The organism is Faecalibacterium sp. OM04-11BH (genome assembly GCF_003482185.1).
GTDB classification, from domain to species: Bacteria; Bacillota; Clostridia; order Oscillospirales; family Ruminococcaceae; genus Faecalibacterium; species Faecalibacterium tardum.
The window spans coordinates 221867-242502 of sequence record NZ_QULS01000002.1 but is presented as its reverse complement, the minus strand read 5'-3'; the positions used below and the strand labels follow the sequence as shown (position 1 = coordinate 242502).

Here is a 20636-nt window from a genome sequence, read left to right as displayed (position 1 = left end):
TGAAAAAACTGAACTGTATGAAATGGAGGTTTTCACAATGGCATTTGTAAAAACCGAGGTGCAGGGCGCTGTTGAGATCATTACCATCGACCGTCCCAAGGCACTGAACGCCCTGAACCCCGAGGTTCTGGCTGACCTGAAGGCTGCTTTTGAGGCAGTCGATCAGGAGACTGTCCGCTGCATCGTTCTGACCGGCGAAGGCGACAAGAGCTTCGTTGCTGGTGCTGATATCGGTTCCATGAGCACCATGACCAAGGCAGAAGGCGAGGCCTTCGGCAAGCTGGGCAATGATGTGTTCCTGATGATCGAGCATTTCCCCATCCCCGTCATCGCAGCCGTCAATGGCTTTGCACTGGGTGGTGGCAACGAGCTGGCTATGAGCTGCGATTTCCGCGTCTGCTCTGACAACGCTGTGTTCGGTCAGCCGGAAGTCGGTCTGGGCATCACCCCGGGCTTCGGCGGCACCCAGCGTCTGGCTCGTCTGGTCGGCATGGGTATGGCAAAGCAGCTGGTCTACTCTGCTCTGAACATCAAGGCTGACGAGGCTTACCGCATTGGTCTGGTCAATGCGGTGTATCCGCAGGCTGAGCTGATGGAGAACGTGCTGAAGCTGGCCGGCAAGATCGCAAAGAACGCTCCCATTGCTGTGCGCAACTGCAAGAAGGCAATGAACGACGGCATCAGCCTGCCCATCGAGAAGGCTGTTGAGGTCGAGGAGAAGCTGTTCGGCGATTGCTTCGAGACCCACGACCAGAAGGAGGGCATGGCCTGCTTCCTGTCCCGTGAGAAACCGAAGCCCAAGGCAGTGTTCACCAACAACTAATCCATTACATAATTTTGATATTAAAGGAGAGATTTCCTATGAAGATCGGTGTTATCGGCGCTGGCACTATGGGTCAGGGCATCGCAAAGGCATTTGCACAGGTTGAGGGCAACACCGTTGCTCTGTGCGACATCAAGCAGGAGTGGGCCGAGAATGGTCTGGCAAAGATCAAGAAGGGCTACGAGAAGCTGGTCGCTAAGGGAAAGATGACCCAGGAGAAGGCTGACGCGATCGTCGCCGCCATCACCCCGGGCCTGAAGGAAGATCTGTGCGCAGACTGCGATCTGGTCGTTGAGGCTGCTTTCGAGGATATGAAGGTCAAGCAGACCACCTTTGGCGAGCTGGACAAGATCTGCAAGCCCGAGTGCGTCTTCGCTTCCAACACTTCTTCTCTGTCCATCACCGAGATCGGCAAGGGCCTGACCCGTCCCCTGATCGGTATGCACTTCTTCAACCCCGCAGACCGCATGAAGCTGATCGAGGTCATCGCCGGCTGCAACACCCCCGCTGAGACCGTTGAGAAGATCAAGGAGATCGCCGTTGCCATCGGCAAGAGCCCCGTTCAGGTCAACGAGGCTGCCGGCTTTGTGGTCAACCGCATCCTGATCCCCATGATCAACGAGGCTGCCTTCATTAAGATGGAGGGCGTTTCCGATATCGCTGGCATCGACACCGCCATGAAGCTGGGCGCTAACCACCCCATGGGACCCCTGGAACTGGGCGACTTCATCGGTCTGGACATCTGCCTGGCCATCATGGACGTGCTGTACAACGAGACCGGCGACAGCAAGTACCGTGCCTGCCCGCTGATCCGCAAGATGGTGCGCGGCGGCAATCTGGGCTGCAAGACCGGTAAGGGCTTCTACGTTTACAACGCAGACCGCACCAAGACCCCTGTTGACCAGCTGTAAGTTCTGATAAACATTTCTCCCGGCTGCGGGGAAAGCGGTCGGGAGGAATTTGTTTGCACCGGGCTATTCCGGTAAATGAAAAAGACCTGTTAGGAGGATATAGCGATGGATTTTACTCTGTCCAAGCAGCAGCAGATGGTGCAGAAAATGTACCGCGAGTTTGCTGAGAACGAAGTCAAGCCTCTGGCAAAGAAGGTTGACGCAGAGGAATACTTCCCCAAGGAGACCGTCGAAAAGATGGGCAAGCTGGGCATGATGGGCATCTATTTCCCGACTGAGGTCGGCGGTGCAGGCGGCGATGTGCTGTCCTACGTCATGGCCGTGGAGGAGCTGAGCAAGGTCTGCGGCACCACCGGTGTCATCGTCTCTGCTCACACCAGCCTGTGCGCTGCTCCCATTTACGAGAACGGCACCCCCGAGCAGAAGGCTAAGTACCTGCCGAAGCTGTGCAGCGGCGAGTGGCTGGGTGCTTTCGGCCTGACCGAGCCGGGCGCTGGCACTGACGCACAGGGCCAGCAGACCATTGCCAAGGAAGATGGCGATTACTGGGTGCTGAACGGCTCCAAGATCTTCATCACCAACGCAGGCTTTGCTGATGTGTTCATCGTCATCGCCGTTACCGATAACGTGCTGGATAAGCGCGGCCGTCCCACCAAGCTCTGCTCCGCCTTCATCGTGGAGCGCACCGACCCGGGCTTCTCTGTTGGTAAGGCAGAGGACAAGATGGGTATCCGCGGTTCTTCTACCTGCGAGCTGATCTTTGAGGATTGCCGCATCCCGAAGGATCGTATGCTGGGCGTGCGCGGCAAGGGCTTCCAGCTGGCTATGGCTACGCTGGACGGCGGCCGTATCGGCATCGCTTCTCAGGCTCTGGGCATTGCCGAGGGTGCTCTGGAGGAGACCATTGCTTACGTCAAGGAGCGTAAGCAGTTCGGCCGTGCTATTGCTGCTTTCCAGAACACCCAGTTCGAGCTGGCTGAGATGAAGGCTCGTGTTGAGGCTGCTAAGTATCTGGTTTATGCTGCCGCTCTAAAGAAGCAGCAGGCTATGGATGGCGCAAAGGTTCGTTACAGCGTTGAGGCTGCACAGGCTAAGCTGATCGCAGCCCGCACTGCAAGCGATGTGACCCGCCGCTGCCTGCAGCTGTTCGGTGGTTACGGCTACACCCGTGACTACCCCATCGAGCGCATGATGCGTGATGCCAAGATCACTGAGATCTACGAGGGCACCAGCGAAGTGCAGATGATGGTCATTTCCGGCGCGCTGCTGAAGTAAGGGAGGCAAGAGTTACAATGAAAGCAATTGTTTGTGTAAAGCAGGTTCCTGATACCTCCGGCAAGGTGTCCGTCAAGCCCGATGGCACTTTGGATCGTGCATCCATGGCAACCATCACCAACCCCGATGACCTGAATGCTCTGGAGGCCGCCCTGAAGCTGAAGGACGCCACCGGCTGCGAGGTCGTTGTTGTCACCATGGGTCCCCCGCCGGCAGAGGGCATGCTGCGTGAGCTGCTGGCCCGCGGCGCTGATAAGGCTGTTCTGGTTTCCGGCCGTGAGTTCGGCGGTTCCGATACCTTTGCAACCAGCCAGATTCTGGCTGCTGCCGTCAACAAGATCGGCGTTGGCCCCGAGGACGTTGTGTTCTGCGGCCGTCAGGCAATCGATGGCGATACCGCACAGGTCGGCCCCCAGATCGCTGAAAAGCTGCATCTGCCGCAGGTCACCTACGTTGCCGACATCCAGAAGGACGGCAACACCCTGACCGTGAAGCGTATGCTGGAGGACGGCTACATGATGGTCAAGGTGCAGACTCCCTGCCTGCTGACCTGCATCAAGGAGCTGAACGACCCCCGCTACATGAGCGTGAACGGCATCTTTACCTGCTACGACAAGCCCATGGAAGTGTTTGATTACAACGCACTGAAGGACGATCCGCTGATCGAGGTGGACACCATTGGCCTGAAGGGTTCTCCGACGAACGTCTTTAAGTCCTTCACTCCTCCGCAGAAGGGCGCAGGCACCATGCTGCAGGGCAACGATGTTGCTGCCCAGCTGGCTGGCATCCTGGCCAAGAAGCACCTGATCTGATGAAAGGAGCATAGGATTACAATGGCTGATTTTAACGAATACAAGGGCGTATGGGTCTTTTGCGAGCAGCGCCAGGGCGCACTGATGTCCACTGACTTCGAGCTGGTTAGCGAGGCCCGTAAGCTGGCCGATGAGCTGGGCTGCGAAGTCACCGGTCTGCTGCTGGGCGACAACGTTGAGGGCATTGCCAAGGAACTGGGCGGCTACGGCGCCGACAAGGTTCTGGTGTGCGACAGCCCCCTGCTGAAGGATTACACCACCGACGCATATGCTAAGGTCGTGTGCGATATGGTCAACGAGTACAAGCCTGAGGTGCTGCTGATCGGCGCTACCAACATTGGCCGCGACCTCGGCCCCCGCTGCGCAGCCCGTCTGCACACCGGCCTGACCGCCGACGCTACCCATCTGGATATCGACACTGCAAAGTACATCGACTTCCTGAAGGAGAGCTCCACCATCGACCTGTCCAAGCAGAAGTTCGATATGGAAGACCGCAACCTGAAGATGACCCGTCCCGCATTCGGCGGCCATCTGATGGCTACCATCATCTGCCCCCGCTTCCGTCCCCAGATGTCCACCGTGCGTCCCGGTGTTATGAAGAAGGCTCCCTTCGATCAGGCCAAGGCTGATGCCTGCCAGATCGTCAAGCCCGCCTTCAGCCTGACCGCTGAGGACATCAAGACCGAGGTTCTGAGCGTGGAGAAGGCCGCTGAGAAGCTGGTTGATCTGATCGGCGCAGACGTCATCGTCTCCGTTGGCCGTGGTATTAGCAAGGATGTCAACAAGGGCATCGAGCTGGCCGAGCAGCTGGCAGCCGCTCTGGGCGGCGGCGTTGTGGGTGCTTCCCGTGCCGTCACCGATGCAGGCTGGATGACCGCTGACCATCAGGTCGGTCAGACCGGTAAGACCGTGCACCCCAAGATCTATGTGGCTCTGGGCATTTCCGGTGCCATCCAGCACACCGCCGGTATGCAGGATTCTGAGTGCATCATCGCTGTCAACAAGAACGAGGGTGCTCCCATCTTCGGTGTTGCTGACTACGGCATCGTGGGCGATCTGTTCAAGGTCGTGCCTGAGCTGATCAAGCAGATCGAGGCAGCAAAGGCTGCTCTGTGATCGCCTGTTCCTGAGCATCATTCAATAGCATAGCCTGAATTGTGAGAGGTCGTTGCACATTTTTGTGCAGCGGCCTCTTTTTTGTGTTTTTTAATGATGGAGCTGTTGTGCCGGACACTGCACAGCAGCTCCAATTGGCTTTCCATGGGAAAGGAGCAGAAAAGGGAATAGAACGAAGCGGCACAAAAGCGTACACAAAGCCTTGATATGCAAATAAATGTATATAAATACTATAATATGCAAACCGGAGCGCACCAGAACGTCCCCAAAAGTGTGCGATGCCTGTTGCACTCGGCTGATTTTGAGGAGAAGCGCAACACAACTGTAACGTTTTCGGATTGTTTGTTACGCTTGAGTTGCGATAAAAGGGCGGGATTTTTTTAAAAAATCTGTATTTTTTCTTCAAAACAGCCTCTGAACCTCTTGACGTCTGTATGGTTTTGTGATACTCTTGTGACACAAGAGTTGCGGATGTGATACGACAGAGTTGCAAATGAGTTGCAACATCCAACATCACACTGCATAAGGCAACAGACCGGAGGCAATCTTATGAAGCGTGCAATGAGTACCGTAAAGAATATCGCAGCGACTGTGATGACGCTGGCTGTGGTTTTTGGCTTTGCAGGCTTCAAGCCCGTCACCGCAAACGCCGCACAGGCTGCCGTTCCTTCTACTGCATCTGTGGAAGAAGAAAACTCTTACTTTGAGGAAGACACCTACCAGCGCAGCTTCCTGACTCTGGTCAATAACGAGCGCGCACAGGCCGGTCTGGCTCCCGTTGCTCTGGGCGACAGCAGCCACAACGCCGCTGCAATGGAGCGTGCCGAGGAGCTGGCAGTTTCTTATTCCTACGTTCGTCCCAACGGTCAGCGCGATTTCACCGTTCTGGCAGAGAACGGCATCAGCGATGTTTCCACCGGCGAGAACTACATGGCCGGCTGCTCCACCCCCGATGCCGCAATGGATCAGTGGATGGCTACAGATTTTACCCGCGAGCGTATCCTGAACGCCGATGCTACTACTGTGAGCGTTGGCCACTACGAAGGCGGCGTCTACAATAACTACTGGGTGCTGATCTTCTCTTACCCCGAAAATTCCCACACTGAAGATTACCGTCAGGAAGTTTTGGATCTGGTCAATGCCCAGCGCGCGAAGTACGGTCTGACCGCTCTGGAAATGGGTGATGACGACCTGACCGCCGCTGCACAGACCCGCGCCGAGGAGATCGCCGTTGTGAACTCCCACGTCCGTCCCGATGGCTCCAAGTGCTTCACCGTCCTGAAGGACTACGGTGTCACCGATACCCCCACCGGCGAGAATGCCGCATGGGGCAGCGTCTCTCCTGAAGAGGTCGTCAACGCATGGATGAACTCCGAAGGCCATCGCGCTAACATCCTGAACCCTGAGGCTCGCAAGATGAGTGTTGGCTACTACTATAACAGCAACAGCACTTGGGGTCATCAGTGGATCCAGATCTTTACCAAGTGATTAACTGCTTTCTTCTTATAAAAAGACTGGCGGGGCCGCAAGGCTTCGTCAGTCTTTTTATTTGTGCCTGTTTGTGTTATACTTATTTTGAATTATTATCAGGAGGATCTAACGTGGAGGATTACCGTACCGTCCGGGGCACGGCCACCGGCGAATATGAAGAGAAAAAGAGCCGCTTTATCGCGCAGCTCTCCTTTGCCGACAGCGAGGAAGCCGCCGTTGCCTTTCTGGAGCAGGTGCGGGCAGCCAACCGCACCGCGCGGCACAATGTTTACGCCTACCGCCTTCGGGTGGGCAACCGCGAGCGCTATTCCGATGACGGCGAGCCGGCCAAGACCGCCGGTACGCCCGCGCTGGAAGTGCTGCAGCACAGCGGCCTGACAGACCTGATCGTGGTGGTCACCCGCTACTTTGGCGGAGTGCTGCTGGGCACCGGCGGCTTGGTGCGTGCCTACACCACCGCTACCGCCCGCGCACTGGAAAATGCCGAGGTGGTCACGGTGCGCAGCGTGGTGGAGCTGCAGGTCACCGTGGACTACGCCCTCTACGAGCGTGCATCTCTGCTCATTGACGCCGCCGGGGCAAAACAGGCACCGCCGGAGTTTGCAGACCGTGTCACCCTGCGCTGGCAGATGCCGGAGCACACCGAAGCGCCGTTGCTGGAGCAGCTGCGAGAACTGACCCGGGGCAGTGCTCAGGTAACGGTGTCTGACCCGTTCTACGCACCATTTTAAAAAACAAAGTCTTTTTTGCAAACCGACACCGAACTTCCCCCTTCGACACGGCCGATGTGCTACAATTGCTGCAGCGCAGCAATTGGGATCGGCTGCGTGCAGAGGGGAGGGGGAGAAGCCCGAAAAACAAAAGGAGGATCTGTATGGATGTGCGCCGGAGAACCGAAGAGATCGAGCACCTCACCTTTGCACCGTGGGCGACCTTCAGTGATGCAAGCCGCGGCAGAGTCGTGCCGGAACCGCAGGACCCGCTGCGCCCGGTGTTTCAGCGGGACCGCGACCGGGTGCTGCACTGCAAGGCCTTCCGGCGTCTCAAGCAGAAAACGCAGGTGTTCCTCTCGCCGGAGGGCGACCTGTACCGCACCCGGCTGACCCATACACTGGAGGTCTCGCAGATCGCCCGCACCATCGCCCGGGGCCTGCGCCTGAATGAGGATCTGACCGAGGCCATCAGCCTTGCGCATGATCTGGGGCACACTCCCTTTGGCCACGCAGGCGAAAAGGCGCTGAACGATCTTTGCCCGGAAGGCTTTCACCATTATATGCAGAGCCTGCGTGTAGTGGACCGGCTGGAAAAGGACGGCGAGGGGCTTAACCTGACGTGGGAGGTGCGCAACGGCATCGTCACCCACACCAAGGGCACATGGGCAGCTACCCCGGAAGGGCGCATCGTGCGCTTGGCAGATCAGATCGCCTTTGTTAACCACGATATTGAGGACGCCGTGCGCGCCGGTGTGCTGGACGCTGCCACCCTGCCCAAGGACTGCACAGCGGTGCTGGGACAGACCAAATCCGCCCGTATCACCACCATGATCAACAGCATCCTCACCCACAGCGAGGGGGATGTCCGCATGGGCACGGAGGAATACGAGGCGTTTCTCGCCCTGCGGGATTTCATGTACGCCACCGTGTATGTGGACAAAAATGCCAAGCGCGAGGAGCAGAAAGTAGACAAGCTTATCGCGGAGCTGTACGAGTACTACCTGACCCATGTGGACCGGATGTCCAACTTTTATGTGCAGCTGGCCTATCAGGAGGGGCGGGAGCGCGCCGTCACTGACTACATCAGCGGTATGAGCGATGAGTTTGCCATCCGCACCTTTGAAGAACTGTTCGTGCCCCAAAAATGGCACGTCCTTTAAAACTGGAGAGGTCGTTTAAATCAACATGATCCCACACGAATACATCGAGGAGCTTACCCGCCGCACCGACATCGTGGAACTGGTGGGCAGCTATGTGCAGCTCAAGCGTAAGGGACGTCTGTACGGCGGTCTGTGCCCCTTTCACAGCGAAAAAACACCGTCCTTCTATGTGTACCCGGACACCCAAAGCTTTTACTGCTTCGGCTGTCAGGCGGCAGGAGATGCCATCAGTTTTGTCAAAAAGATCAACAATATCAGCAGCGGCGAAGCCATCAAGATGCTGGCTTCCCGCGCCGGTATGCCGGAGCCGCAGGAGGACGACAAGACCGGACGTCTGCGCAGCCGGGTGCTTTCTATGAACAAGGAGGCTGCCCGCTTTTTCCACGCCTGCCTGAACTCTACTGTGGAGGAGGCACGGCAGGCGCGTGCCTACTGGCGGCGGCGCGGGCTGGACGATAAGACCATCGTCCGGTTCGGGCTGGGCTATGCCCCCAACGACGGGCAAGCGCTGTACCAGTACCTGCGGGATAAGGGCTACAACCAGCAGGAACTGGACGCCAGCGGCTTGTTCAAGCGCAGCCAGTCCGGCCGTATCTACTGCCTGTTCTGGAAGCGTGTCATGACCCCCATCTTTGACCTGCGCGGCAATATTATAGCCTTTGGCGGGCGCGTGATGGACGACTCCAAGCCCAAATACGTCAATAGCCCGGAAACGCTGGTCTACCACAAATCCGAGACGGTGTTTGCTATGCAGATCGCCAAGCGCAGCGCCTCCCGGCGGTTCGTGCTGTGCGAGGGCTACATGGACGTCATCAGTATGCAGCAAGCGGGCATTGATACCGCCGTCTGCGCCTGTGGCACCGCGCTGACCCCCGGGCAGGTGCGCATCATCAGCGAATATGCCGACGAGGTCATTCTGAGCTATGACTCGGATGAGGCCGGTCAGAAGGCGACCCTGCGCTCGCTGGAGCTGTTCCGCAACAGCCCGGTAAAGGTGGGCGTCTTGCAGATCCCCGGTGCAAAGGACCCGGACGAGTATATCAAAAAATATGGCCCGGAGCGCTTTCAGGCGCTTCTGGATGGGGTGGGCAACGCGCTGGACTTCCGGCTCAAGCGCCTGCGGGATCAGTATGATCTCTCGCAGGACGCACAGCGTCTGCAATATATAAAGGATGCTGTGGAAATGCTGGCAGAGCGCTCCAACCCCACCGAGCAGGAGGTGTACGCCGGGCGGCTGGCAGAGGAGACCAACATCTCCAAAACCGCTATTCTGGCGCAGCTGGGCACCGCAGCAAAGCGGGCGGGCGGCAAGTACCGCCGGGAGAAAAACCGTGAGCTGCTGCGCTCCGGCGAGATGGATCAGATCAAGGTACCATACAGCGCAGGCGGCAGTCAGGCGCTGGGCATCGCCAGTGCCCAGCAGCGGCTGCTGGCAGCCATCCTGCGGGAGCCGCGCTATCTAGAACTGGCCAAACAGCAGCTGACGGCGGAGCAATTTATCCAGCCGCAGCAGAAGGAATTATACGAAGCAATGCTCAATTGCAGCCGGGAGGGCGTGGAGCTCAGCCTGACGGCACTGCGGGCATTTGCAAGCGAAGAAGCATTGAATGAACTGAGCCGACTTGCGGCACAATACAGCGATGTGAACTGCACCCCGGAGGATATCCATCTGTATCTGGACAGGATCGCCCGGGGGATGCCGGTCGCAAGCAAAGCTGCTGCAATGTCCGGCGATGAGATCACACAGTATCTTCAGTCGATGCGCGAAAAAAAGCAGGGGACGCTGCCCGAACAAGACTGATCCCTGTTTTCCCTCCGGCTGGAGCTGGAGAGAAAAGGAGCAGGAATCATGCAGAAATTGTCGCAAACGGAAGAACTTGCCCGCAGCCTTGCCGCAAAGGCTCGCCGTCACACCCTGACCCCGGAGCAGATCAGCCGTGCCATGGAAGAAACGGATTTCGATGTTGCACAGCTGGACGAGCTTTACGCTGCGCTGGAACAGCGGGGCGTTCATCTGGCAGAGGAAGAGCCTGCCGAGCTGCCTGTGCTGGATGATGCCCAGATCGGCAGGCTGGAGAATGAGCTTTCCTCGGAGGGTGTGGCGCTGGATGACCCGGTCAAGACCTATTTAAAGGAGATCGGTCGGGTGCCGCTGCTGACCGCTGGGCAGGAGATGGCGCTGGCAAAGGCCGCCCGGGCGGGGGATGCAGATGCCCGCCGCGCTTTGAGCGAGGCAAACCTGCGGCTGGTGGTATCGGTGGCCAAGCGCTACGCCGGGCGGGGACTGCCTTTTTTGGACCTGATTCAAGAGGGCAACCTCGGCCTGATGAAGGCGGCGGAAAAGTTTGAACCGGAGCGGGGATTCAAGTTTTCCACCTACGCGACGTGGTGGATTCGCCAGTCCATCACCCGCGCCATTGCGGATCAGGGACGCACCATCCGTATCCCGGTGCATCTGGTAGAGAGCATCAACCGGGTCAAGAAAACGGCGGGTGATCTGTTGCACAAAAACGGGCGGGAACCCACCGTGGAGGAGATCGCCGCCGCGCTGGATATGGAGCCGGACAAGGTGCGGGAGCTGCTGCAATTGTCGCAGGAACCCATCAGTCTGGAAACGCCGGTGGGGGAGGAAGAGGACGCTCATCTGGAGGACTTTATTCAGGACGAGGATGCCGGTGTCCCGGTAGACGAAGCCGGGCGTCAGCTGCTGCGGCGGGAGCTGCTGCACGTCCTCAAAAGCCTGACACCCCGGGAGGAGCGGGTCATCACCCTGCGCTTTGGCCTGGAGGATGGCCGTGCCCGCACGCTGGAAGAACTGGGCAAGGAGTTCAATGTGACCCGGGAGCGGGTGCGGCAAATTGAAGCAAAGGCGCTGCGCAAGCTGCGCCACCCCAGCCGCGCAAAGCTGCTGCGGGATTATCTGGACGAATGAGCATTCTATATGATAGGACGAGACTGCCGCACGGCATTTTGTGCGGCGGTCTCTTTTTTGCAGTAGGAAAGTGCAAAAGTCACACTTCCGGGCACAAGAGTAAAGATAGACAAATTGCACAAGGGGTTTATGAACAGGAACGTGCAAAATAAAAAAATCAAGTACTTGGAAGACAAACGACTACACGCTGCCGGGCGTGCGAAAACAAAACGAAAATTAAATTTATTTCAGCAAAAAACTGAAAAATGGCTTGACAACAGGGGTTTTTGGGTGTATACTGCATTAGTATCACATAATGGACTAGTGCGCCAAAAAAGGAACTGCGATGGCTGCCGCTTGAGGGGGTGCCCCGAAAAGTTTGTGCAAAACGCCGGAACGTTCCGCAGGACGCGGGTCGAATTATGTGTGTCTGCTCAAATTTGACCCGTGTATACGACATCCCGTAGAATATAAAAGTAAGGAGTGGTTGATTTTATGATGAAAGTCAAGCCCGTTAAGCTCGGCAAAACCGAGCGCATGAGCTTCTCCCACATCGACGAAGTCATCAGTATGCCGAACCTGATCGAGGTGCAGAAGAACTCGTATCAGTGGTTTCTGGATGAAGGCCTGAAGGAGGTCTTTCACGATATCGGCACCATTGAGGACTACACCGGCAATCTGGCACTGAGCTTTGTGGACTTCCGGCTGGATAAGGAGCCGAAGTACAGCATCAAGGAGTGCAAGGAGCGCGACGTTACCTATGCAGCCCCCCTGCGCGTCACCGCCCGTCTGCTGAACAAGGAGACCGGCGAGGTGAAGGATCAGGAGATCTTCATGGGCGACTTCCCCCTGATGACCGACGCAGGCACCTTTGTTATCAACGGTGCTGAGCGTGCGATCGTCAGCCAGCTGGTCCGCTCTCCCGGTGTGTTCTACGGCCATGCTAAGGATAAAGTCGGCAACGACCTGTATAGTGCCACTATGAACCCCAACCGCGGTGCATGGCTGGAGTACGAGACCGATGCCGCCAACGTATTCTATGTCCGTATCGACAAGAACCGTAAGCTGCCCGTCACGGTGCTGTGCCGTGCACTGGGTCTGTCCACCAACGAGGATATCCTGAACTACTTCGGCGAGGACGAGCGCATTCTGGCTACGCTGGAAAAGGATACCACCAAGAACCGCGAGGAAGGTCTGCTGGAAGTCTACCGCAAGCTGCGCCCCGGCGAGCCTCCCACGGTGGAGTCCGCTACCAGCCAGATCGATATGCTGTTCTTCGATCCGCGCCGGTACGACCTGTCCCGTTTCGGCCGCTATAAGATGAATAAAAAGCTGTCTCTGGCACGCCGCATCATGAACTATGTGGCAGCAGAGAACGTGGTGGATCCCTTCACCGGCGAGATCCTCGTCGAGGCCGACAAGAAGATCGACCGCAAGCTGGCTGAGCAGATCGATGCCGCCGGCGTGGATCTGGTGGTGCTGAAGATCGATGATCCCATGAAGGATAAGCCCCACAAGGTCAAGGTCATCACCAATGGCTGCGTGGACGCACAGGCCATCATCGACAACTACTACCCCGCATTCAAGGGTGTGGATGTCAAGGAGTGCGGCATCAACGAGCGCTGCAACCTCAAGGAACTGCGTAAGATCCTTGATAACGCTTCCAGCGCCGAGGAGGTCATGGAGAGCCTGAAGAAGGATCACGACCTGCTCATCGGCCGTACCGTCACCATCGACGATATCCTGTCCTCCATCAACTATCTGAACGATCTGGGCTACGGCATCGGCACCACCGATGATATCGACCATCTGGGCAACCGCCGTATCCGCAGCGTGGGCGAGCTGCTGCAGAACCAGTTCCGCATCGGCTTCTCCCGTATGGAGCGCGTCATCCGTGAGCGCATGACCCTGCAGAGCCAGGATCAGAGCGTTATCACTCCGCAGGCACTGATCAACATCCGTCCTGTGGTGGCAGCTATCAAGGAGTTCTTTGGCTCCTCTCCGCTGTCTCAGTTCATGGACCAGAATAACCCTCTGGCTGAGCTGACCCACAAGCGCCGTCTGTCTGCTCTGGGCCCCGGCGGTCTGAGCCGTGACCGCGCAGGCTTCGAAGTCCGCGACGTTCATTACAGCCACTATGGCCGTATGTGCCCCATCGAGACCCCTGAAGGCCCCAACATCGGTCTGATCTCCTATCTGGCATCCTACGCCAAGATCAACGAGTACGGCTTCGTGGAGGCTCCCTACCGCAAGGTCAAGAAGATCTACGACGAGAACAACAACCTCATCGAGCAGGTCGTCACCGACGAGGTGGAGTATATGACCGCCGATGTGGAGGACGAGTACGTTGTGGCACAGGCCAACGAGCCGCTGGACGAAGGCAAGCACTTCATCCGTCCCCGTGTGTCTGCCCGCCGCCGCGACGAGATCTTGGAAATCGACGCAGAGAAGGTCGATTACATGGACGTTTCTCCGCGTATGATGGTTTCTGTTGCTACCGCCTGCATTCCCTTCCTGGAGAACGACGACTGTAACCGTGCTCTGATGGGTTCTAACATGCAGCGTCAGGCAGTGCCTCTGATGGTCACCCAGCAGCCCATCGTTGCTACCGGTATGGAGTACAAGGCTGCTACCGACTCCGGCACCGCTGTGCTGGCCAAGAGCAACGGCATTGTGGAGAAGGTCGATGCTGACCACATTGTCGTGCGCAACGAGCAGGGTGCTCTGGAGGATTACTCCCTGATCAAGTTTGCCCGCTCCAACGCAGGCACCTGTATCAACCAGCGCCCCATCGTGGAAGTGGGCGAGACCGTCACCGCCGGTCAGGTGCTGGCCGATGGCCCCGCAATGCGCAACGGTGAGATCTCTCTGGGTAAGAACGCCCTGATCGGCTTCATGACCTGGGAGGGCTACAACTACGAGGACGCCGTTCTGCTGAACGAGAAGATCGTGCGTGAGGACGTGTACACCTCCATCCACATCGAGGAGTACGAAACCGAGAGCCGCGATACCAAGCTGGGACCCGAGGAGATCACCCGCGACATCCCCAACGTTTCTGAGGATGCCCTGAAGGATCTGGACGAGCGCGGCATCATCCGCATCGGCGCTGAGGTCAAGAGCGGCGACATTCTGGTCGGTAAGGTCACCCCGAAGGGCGAGACCGAGCTGACCGCCGAGGAACGCCTGCTGCGCGCCATCTTCGGCGAGAAGGCCCGCGAGGTGCGCGACACCTCTCTGCGTGTGCCCCACGGCGCATACGGCATCATTGTGGATGTCAAGGTCTTTACCCCGGAGAACAGCGATGAGCTGCAGCCCGGTGTGCGCGAGGTCGTCCGCTGCTATATCGCCCAGAAGCGTAAGATCAGCGTCGGCGATAAGATGGCAGGTCGTCACGGTAACAAGGGTGTCGTTTCCCGCATCCTGCCGCAGGAGGATATGCCCTACCTGCCCGACGGCACTCCGCTGGACATCGTGCTGAACCCGCTGGGCGTGCCTTCCCGTATGAACATCGGTCAGGTGCTGGAAGTCAACCTCGGCTACGCTGCCAAGGCCTGCGGCATCAAGGTTATGACCCCCGTCTTTGACTCTGCTCGTGAGAACGACATCGGCGATACCTTTGATACTGCCCGCGAGATGTGGCACGGCGAGAATGCTCCCGCATATCCCACCAAGCTCCCCAAGATCATGGGCGAGAAGGGTCACATCATTGACTTCTCCAAGATCGAGCTGGATCGTGACGGCAAGACCACCGTTTACGATGGCCGTACCGGTGAAAAGTTCGATAACCGCGTTACCGTTGGTTATATGTACTACCTCAAGCTGCATCATCTGGTCGATGATAAGATCCACGCCCGCTCCACCGGTCCCTATTCTCTGGTTACCCAGCAGCCTCTGGGCGGCAAGGCTCAGTTCGGCGGCCAGCGCTTCGGCGAGATGGAGGTCTGGGCACTGGAGGCTTACGGTGCCGCTTACACCCTGCAGGAGATCCTGACTGTCAAGTCCGATGACGTGGAGGGCCGTGTCAAGACCTACGAGGCCATCGTCAAGGGCGAGCCCATCCCGCAGCCCGGCATCCCCGAGTCCTTCCGCGTTATGCTGAAGGAACTGCAGTCTCTGGGTCTGGACGTGATCGTGCAGGACAAGGACGGCAACGAGATCGACATGCGCCAGAACTTCGACGACGAAGAGACCGGCTTTGATATGCGTGATGTTGCCGGCACTGAGACTGTGGTGCAGGAGAGCGAACTGACCGATTATAACATCAAGGACGCCGATGCAGGTTTCGATGATCCTTCTGTGCTGGAGGATGATAACTCCGGTGCTGAGGCTCCGGCTGCTTCTGACGAAGTAGATTTCTGATCTGGATACTGAACACAGCCTTCGCCCCTTAGCCGCGTGCTGCGGCAGGGGAGAAGTGCTTGTGATCCTGCAACAGAAAAGCCGCCTGTATCATCGAGACAACTAGAGATTAAGAAAGGGTTCGTTTCATGGAAAACAACGTTTTCGATTCCATTAAAATCGGCCTTGCCTCCCCGGAGCAGATCCGCGCTTGGAGCTACGGCGAGGTCAAAAAGCCCGAAACCATCAACTACCGCACCCTGAAGCCGGAGCGTGACGGCCTGTACTGCGAGCGCATTTTTGGACCTACCAAGGACTGGGAGTGCCACTGCGGCAAGTACAAGCGTATCCGTTACAAGGGCAAGGTGTGTGATCGTTGCGGCGTCGAGGTCACCAAGGCCAAGGTTCGCCGTGAGCGTATGGGTCACATCGAGCTGGCCGCTCCTGTGAGCCACATCTGGTACTTCAAGGGCATCCCCAGCCGCATCGGCCTGATGCTGGACATCAGCCCCCGCCTGCTGGAAAAGGTGCTGTACTTTGCAAGCTATATCGTCACCGATCCCGGTCTGACCCCGCTGGACAAGAAGCAGCTGCTGACCGAGAAGGAATACCGCGAAATGCGCGATCGCTACGGCGACGAGTTCGAGGCTGCTATGGGCGCCGAGGCTGTCCAGACCCTGCTGAAGGAGATCGATCTGGATCAGCTGAGCGCTGAGCTGACCGCCGAGGTAGAAAAGTCCTCCGGCCAGAAGCGTGTGCGTATCCTCAAGCGTCTGGAAGTTGTCGAGGCCTTCCGCATCTCCGGCAACCGCCCCGAGTGGATGGTCATGGATGTGCTGCCTGTGCTGCCGCCTGACCTGCGCCCCATGGTCCAGCTGGATGGCGGCCGCTTTGCCACTTCCGACCTGAACGACCTGTACCGCCGCGTCATCAACCGCAACAACCGTCTGCGCCGTCTGCTGGAGCTGGGCGCTCCCGACATCATCGTGCGCAACGAGAAGCGTATGCTGCAGGAGGCTGTGGACAGCCTGATCGACAACGGCCGCCGCGGTCGTCCGGTCACCGGCCCCAACAACCGCGCACTGAAGAGTCTTTCCGATCTGCTGAAGGGCAAGCAGGGCCGTTTCCGTCAGAACCTGCTGGGCAAGCGTGTTGACTACTCCGGCCGTTCCGTTATCGTTGTCGGCCCTGAGCTGAAGATGGATCAGTGCGGTCTGCCCAAGGAGATGGCTCTGGAGCTGTTCAAGCCCTTTGTCATGAAGGATCTGGTGGAGAAGGGCATTGCCAACAACATCAAGTCCGCCCGTAAGATGGTCGAGCGCGCAAAGCCCGAGGTCTGGGACAGCCTTGAGACCGTTATCAAGGGTCACCCCGTGCTGCTGAACCGTGCACCTACCCTGCACCGTCTGGGTATTCAGGCATTCAATCCCGTGCTGGTGGAAGGCCGTGCCGTCAAACTGCACCCGCTGGCCTGTACCGCATTCAACGCCGACTTCGACGGCGACCAGATGGCAGTCCATCTGCCCCTGAGCGAGGATGCCTGCCGTGAGGCCAAGATGCTGATGCTGGCTTCCGGCAACCTGTTGAAGCCCTCTGACGGCGCACCTGTTACCGTGCCTACGCAGGATATGATCCTGGGCAGCTACTACCTGACCACCGTCCGCGAGAACGACGAGGGCGCAGGCAAGGTGTTCCGTGATGAGAACGAGGTTCTGATGGCTTACGCCGAGCACGTCATCACCCTGCACGCACCCATCAAGGTGCGCCGCACCATGACCATTGACGGCGTGGAGCGCACCGGTCTGGTGGATGCCACCGCCGGTCGCATCATCTTCAACAATCCTATTCCCCAGAATCTGGGCTATGTGGATCGTACCGATCCCGAGCACTGGCTGGAGTACGAGGTCAGCTTCCGCGTGACCAAAAAGACCCTGCCTGAGATCATCTCCCGCTGCATGACCCGCAACGGCACCCGCAAGTGTGCTAAGATGCTGGATGCCATCAAGGCACAGGGCTACAAGTACTCCACTCTGTCCGCTATCTCCGTGGCTGTGTGCGATGCTGTGATCCCGCCCCAGAAGCAGGAGCTGATCGCCGAGGCTGACAAGGAGATCGCCAAGGTCGGCAAGCTGTTCAACCGTGGTCTGATCTCGGATAACGAGCGTTACAACAAGACCATCGATATCTGGCAGAAGACCACCGATAAGGTCTCTAAGGCTCTGGCAGACAACCTGCCCAAGGACAACGAGATCTATATGATGGCAGACTCCGGTGCTCGTGGTTCTATGAACCAGATCAAGCAGCTGGCCGGTATGCGCGGCCTGCTGGCAAACACTGCCGGTCACACCATCGAGATGCCTATTCGTGCAAACTACCGCGAAGGCTTGAACATTCTGGAATATTTCGTTTCTGCCCGTGGTGCTCGTAAGGGTCTGGCCGATACCGCTCTGCGTACCGCTGACTCCGGTTACCTGACCCGCCGCATGGTCGACGTCTCTCAGGACGTCATCGTCCGCGAGATCGACTGCGGCACTACCGATGGCCTGTGGGTCTCTGAGATCCACGAGGGCAAGGAGAAGATCGAGAGCTTCCGCGAGCGTCTGATCGGCCGTTTTGCCGTGGGCGATGTGGTCAACCCCATCACCGGCAAGGTCATCGTGCCCGAGGGTAAGATGATCGACCTGTACGACGCCAACGAGATCGAGGCCGCCGGTATCACCCGCCTGAAGATCCGCAGCCTGCTGACCTGCCGTGCAAAGACCGGCGTTTGCGCACGCTGCTACGGCTCTGATATGGCCAACGGCGAGCCGGTCCGTCTGGGCGAGTCTGTCGGTGTTATCGCCGCAGAGTCCATCGGTGAGCCCGGTACTCAGCTGACCATGCGTACCTTCCATACCGGCGGTATCGCATCTGCCGAGGATATTACACAGGGTCTGCCCCGTGTTGAGGAGCTGTTCGAGAGTCGCCGTCCCAAGAGCATGGCTATCATGAGTGAGATCTCCGGTGTGGTCTCTCAGGACGACACCAAGAAGAACGTGGTCATCAAGGTCACCGGCAAGGACGAGAACGGTGCAGAGGAAGTCAAGAGCTACTCCATCCCGTTCACCCAGCATGCCCGCGTGATGCCCGGCGACCGTGTGGAGAAGGGCGACATCATCACCCGCGAGGGCGTGCTGTACCCGCAGGATATTCTGGCCATCAAGGGTCTGGAGGACGTGCAGAACTACCTGATCAACGAGGTCCAGAAAGTCTACCGTCTGCAGGGCGTTGAGATCAACGATAAGCATATCGAAGTCATCGTCCGTCAGATGTGCCGCAAGGTGCGTGTGACCGACTCCGGCTCCTCCAACCTGATCGGCGGTGCTCTGGCAAGCCGTCTGGAGGTGGAGAACATCAATGCCGATCTGCAGAAGCGCATTGATGCAGGCGAAGAGGGTCTGAAGCTAGTGGAGTACCAGCAGGTACTGCTGGGCATCACCAAGGCTGCTCTGGCCAACGACTCCTTCCTGTCCGCTGCATCCTTCCAGGAGACCACCCGCGTGCTGACCGAGGCCGCCATCAAGGGCAAGGTTGACCCGCTGTCCGGTCTGAAGGAGAACGTCATCATCGGTAAGCTGATCCCCGCCGGTACCGGTCTGCCGGAGGTGCGTGAGGATCTGAAGAACCGTGAGGCTGAGCGCGACGCCGAGATCGCAGCCGAGCTGGCTGCCTCCGCACAGTAAGCGCAGCATCCGTCAGGATCTGATCCGTTAAACAAAACCGCTCCGTGGGCGAAAGCCTACGGGGCGGTTTTTGCGTGCAAAAGCGGCACAGCAGGGGAGGGGAAAGGCATATTTTCTGCCGAAAACTGCCCAAAAGAAAAAATCTGGAATAAATACAAAAAAATTTGCAAAAACTGTTGACATCCGGCTGCAAAGCGGGTATTATATAACTGTTGCGCGTCCCTCATGGGGATAGTGCGGCAAAAAAGTCGGAAAATGCTTCCGATGTTCATCATTAAGAAAGGAGAAACAAAATGCCTACTTTTAACCAGCTTGTACGCAAAGGCCGTGAGGTCCTGACTACCAAGAGCACCGCTCCCGCTCTGCAGAAGACTTATAACTCTCAGAAGAAGCAGTACTCTGATCTGAGCAGCCCCCAGAAGCGTGGTGTCTGCACTGCAGTTCGTACCATGACCCCCAAGAAGCCTAACTCTGCTCTGCGTAAGGTTGCTCGTGTCCGCCTCACGAATGGTATCGAGGTCACCTCTTACATTCCCGGTATCGGCCATAACCTGCAGGAGCACTCCGTCGTGCTGATCCGTGGCGGCCGTGTTAAGGACCTGCCCGGTGTGCGTTACCACATCATCCGTGGTACCCTGGATACTCAGGGTGTGGCAGGCCGTAATCAGGCCCGCTCCAAGTACGGCGCAAAGCGTCCTAAGGCCGGTGCTGCAAAGAAGTAATTGAGGACAACCGCCATAAACGGCTTTCCTTTATATAAATAACAAGTCCGCTTAAAAGCGGAGGGTAACGGTTTATGTAAGGTCAGCTCTTTGTGACACAACGGGAGTTTTATTACTTTCGAGTACCGATGATATCATTCTGTGAAGGAGGGAAGAAAGATGCCTAGAAGAGGTAACATTGCTAAGCGCGATGTCTTAGCTGATCCTATTTACAATTCCAAGATGGTCACCCGCCTGGTCAACAGCGTCATGCTGGATGGCAAGAAGGGCGTCGCTCAGAAGATCGTTTACGAAGCTTTCTCCATGATTCAGGAAAAGACCGGCAACGATCCTCTGGAGACTTTCGAGAAGGCGATGGAGAACATCATGCCCAGCCTCGAGTGCAAGACCCGCCGTGTTGGTGGCGCTAACTACCAGGTTCCCCTGGAGGTCAGCCCCGCTCGCCGCGAGACTCTGGGTCTGCGCTGGCTGACTGCCTACAGCCGCACCCGTGGTGAGAAGACCATGGCACAGCGTCTGGCTGCTGAGATCATGGATGCTGCCAACAACACTGGTAACGCCGTGAAGAAGCGTGAGGACACTCACAAGATGGCAGAAGCTAACAAGGCTTTCGCACATTTCCGTTATTGATCTGTTCTGTAG

Annotated in this window: 15 protein-coding genes; 14 read left to right on the top strand and 1 reads right to left on the bottom strand. The window is 57.7% G+C overall.

Translation table 11 applies throughout. From position 1 onward, the window contains the following. Window positions 1-37: 37 nt before the first annotated feature. The 5 genes from DXB44_RS02905 to acrA all read left to right on the top strand — a co-directional run bounded on the left by DXB44_RS02905 (window position 38) and on the right by acrA (window position 4937). Entirely contained in the window at window positions 38-823 is a 786-nt protein-coding gene (locus DXB44_RS02905; protein ID WP_118657667.1) for an enoyl-CoA hydratase-related protein, read from the top strand. A 38-nt stretch (window positions 824-861) separates the two neighbouring features. Next, entirely contained in the window at window positions 862-1734 is an 873-nt protein-coding gene (locus tag DXB44_RS02900; protein WP_097780174.1) for a 3-hydroxyacyl-CoA dehydrogenase NAD-binding domain-containing protein, read from the top strand. A 105-nt stretch (window positions 1735-1839) separates the two neighbouring features. Beyond that, on the top strand, window positions 1840-3009 hold the full coding sequence (locus DXB44_RS02895; RefSeq protein ID WP_005926213.1) for an acyl-CoA dehydrogenase: 1170 nt from the start codon (window positions 1840-1842) through the stop codon (window positions 3007-3009). A gap of 17 nt (window positions 3010-3026) precedes the next feature. Continuing rightward, window positions 3027-3821, top strand: a complete 795-nt coding sequence (acrB, locus tag DXB44_RS02890) for an acryloyl-CoA reductase electron transfer subunit gamma (RefSeq protein ID WP_055184538.1) — start codon at window positions 3027-3029, stop codon at window positions 3819-3821. Between the two features lie 21 nt (window positions 3822-3842). After that, window positions 3843-4937 (top strand): acryloyl-CoA reductase electron transfer subunit beta, encoded by a 1095-nt coding sequence (acrA, locus tag DXB44_RS02885; RefSeq protein WP_005926207.1) that lies wholly within the window; start codon window positions 3843-3845, stop codon window positions 4935-4937. Here acrA and DXB44_RS14370 read toward each other — a convergent pair. Further along, window positions 4903-5343 carry a hypothetical protein gene (locus tag DXB44_RS14370; RefSeq protein ID WP_147366375.1) on the bottom strand — a complete coding sequence of 147 codons (441 nt, stop codon included), beginning with the start codon at window positions 5341-5343 and terminating at the stop codon, window positions 4903-4905. The two genes, acrA and DXB44_RS14370, sit on opposite strands and share 35 nt — an antisense overlap. A gap of 143 nt (window positions 5344-5486) precedes the next feature. Between DXB44_RS14370 and DXB44_RS02880 the strand changes: the two genes are divergently transcribed. From DXB44_RS02880 to rpsG, 9 genes are all read left to right on the top strand, one after another. Further along, window positions 5487-6425 (top strand): CAP domain-containing protein, encoded by a 939-nt coding sequence (locus DXB44_RS02880; protein WP_118657666.1) that lies wholly within the window; start codon window positions 5487-5489, stop codon window positions 6423-6425. A 113-nt stretch (window positions 6426-6538) separates the two neighbouring features. After that, entirely contained in the window at window positions 6539-7159 is a 621-nt protein-coding gene (locus DXB44_RS02875; RefSeq protein WP_097780178.1) for a YigZ family protein, read from the top strand. Window positions 7160-7302: 143 nt separating this feature from the next. Further along, window positions 7303-8301 carry a deoxyguanosinetriphosphate triphosphohydrolase gene (locus DXB44_RS02870; protein ID WP_097780179.1) on the top strand — a complete coding sequence of 333 codons (999 nt, stop codon included), beginning with the start codon at window positions 7303-7305 and terminating at the stop codon, window positions 8299-8301. Window positions 8302-8326: 25 nt separating this feature from the next. Further along, a complete protein-coding gene (gene dnaG, locus DXB44_RS02865; RefSeq protein ID WP_055184530.1) occupies window positions 8327-10102 on the top strand; it encodes a DNA primase in 1776 nt (591 codons plus the stop codon). Between the two features lie 48 nt (window positions 10103-10150). Beyond that, window positions 10151-11233 carry an RNA polymerase sigma factor RpoD gene (gene rpoD / locus DXB44_RS02860; protein ID WP_118657665.1) on the top strand — a complete coding sequence of 361 codons (1083 nt, stop codon included), beginning with the start codon at window positions 10151-10153 and terminating at the stop codon, window positions 11231-11233. A 474-nt stretch (window positions 11234-11707) separates the two neighbouring features. Next, a complete protein-coding gene (locus tag DXB44_RS02855; RefSeq protein WP_118657664.1) occupies window positions 11708-15571 on the top strand; it encodes a DNA-directed RNA polymerase subunit beta in 3864 nt (1287 codons plus the stop codon). Between the two features lie 128 nt (window positions 15572-15699). Further along, on the top strand, window positions 15700-19272 hold the full coding sequence (gene rpoC / locus DXB44_RS02850) for a DNA-directed RNA polymerase subunit beta' (protein WP_118657663.1): 3573 nt from the start codon (window positions 15700-15702) through the stop codon (window positions 19270-19272). Window positions 19273-19565: 293 nt separating this feature from the next. Beyond that, on the top strand, window positions 19566-19994 hold the full coding sequence (rpsL, locus tag DXB44_RS02845) for a 30S ribosomal protein S12 (protein ID WP_005926182.1): 429 nt from the start codon (window positions 19566-19568) through the stop codon (window positions 19992-19994). A gap of 159 nt (window positions 19995-20153) precedes the next feature. Continuing rightward, window positions 20154-20624 (top strand): 30S ribosomal protein S7, encoded by a 471-nt coding sequence (gene rpsG, locus DXB44_RS02840; protein ID WP_005926179.1) that lies wholly within the window; start codon window positions 20154-20156, stop codon window positions 20622-20624. Window positions 20625-20636: the final 12 nt, after the last annotated feature.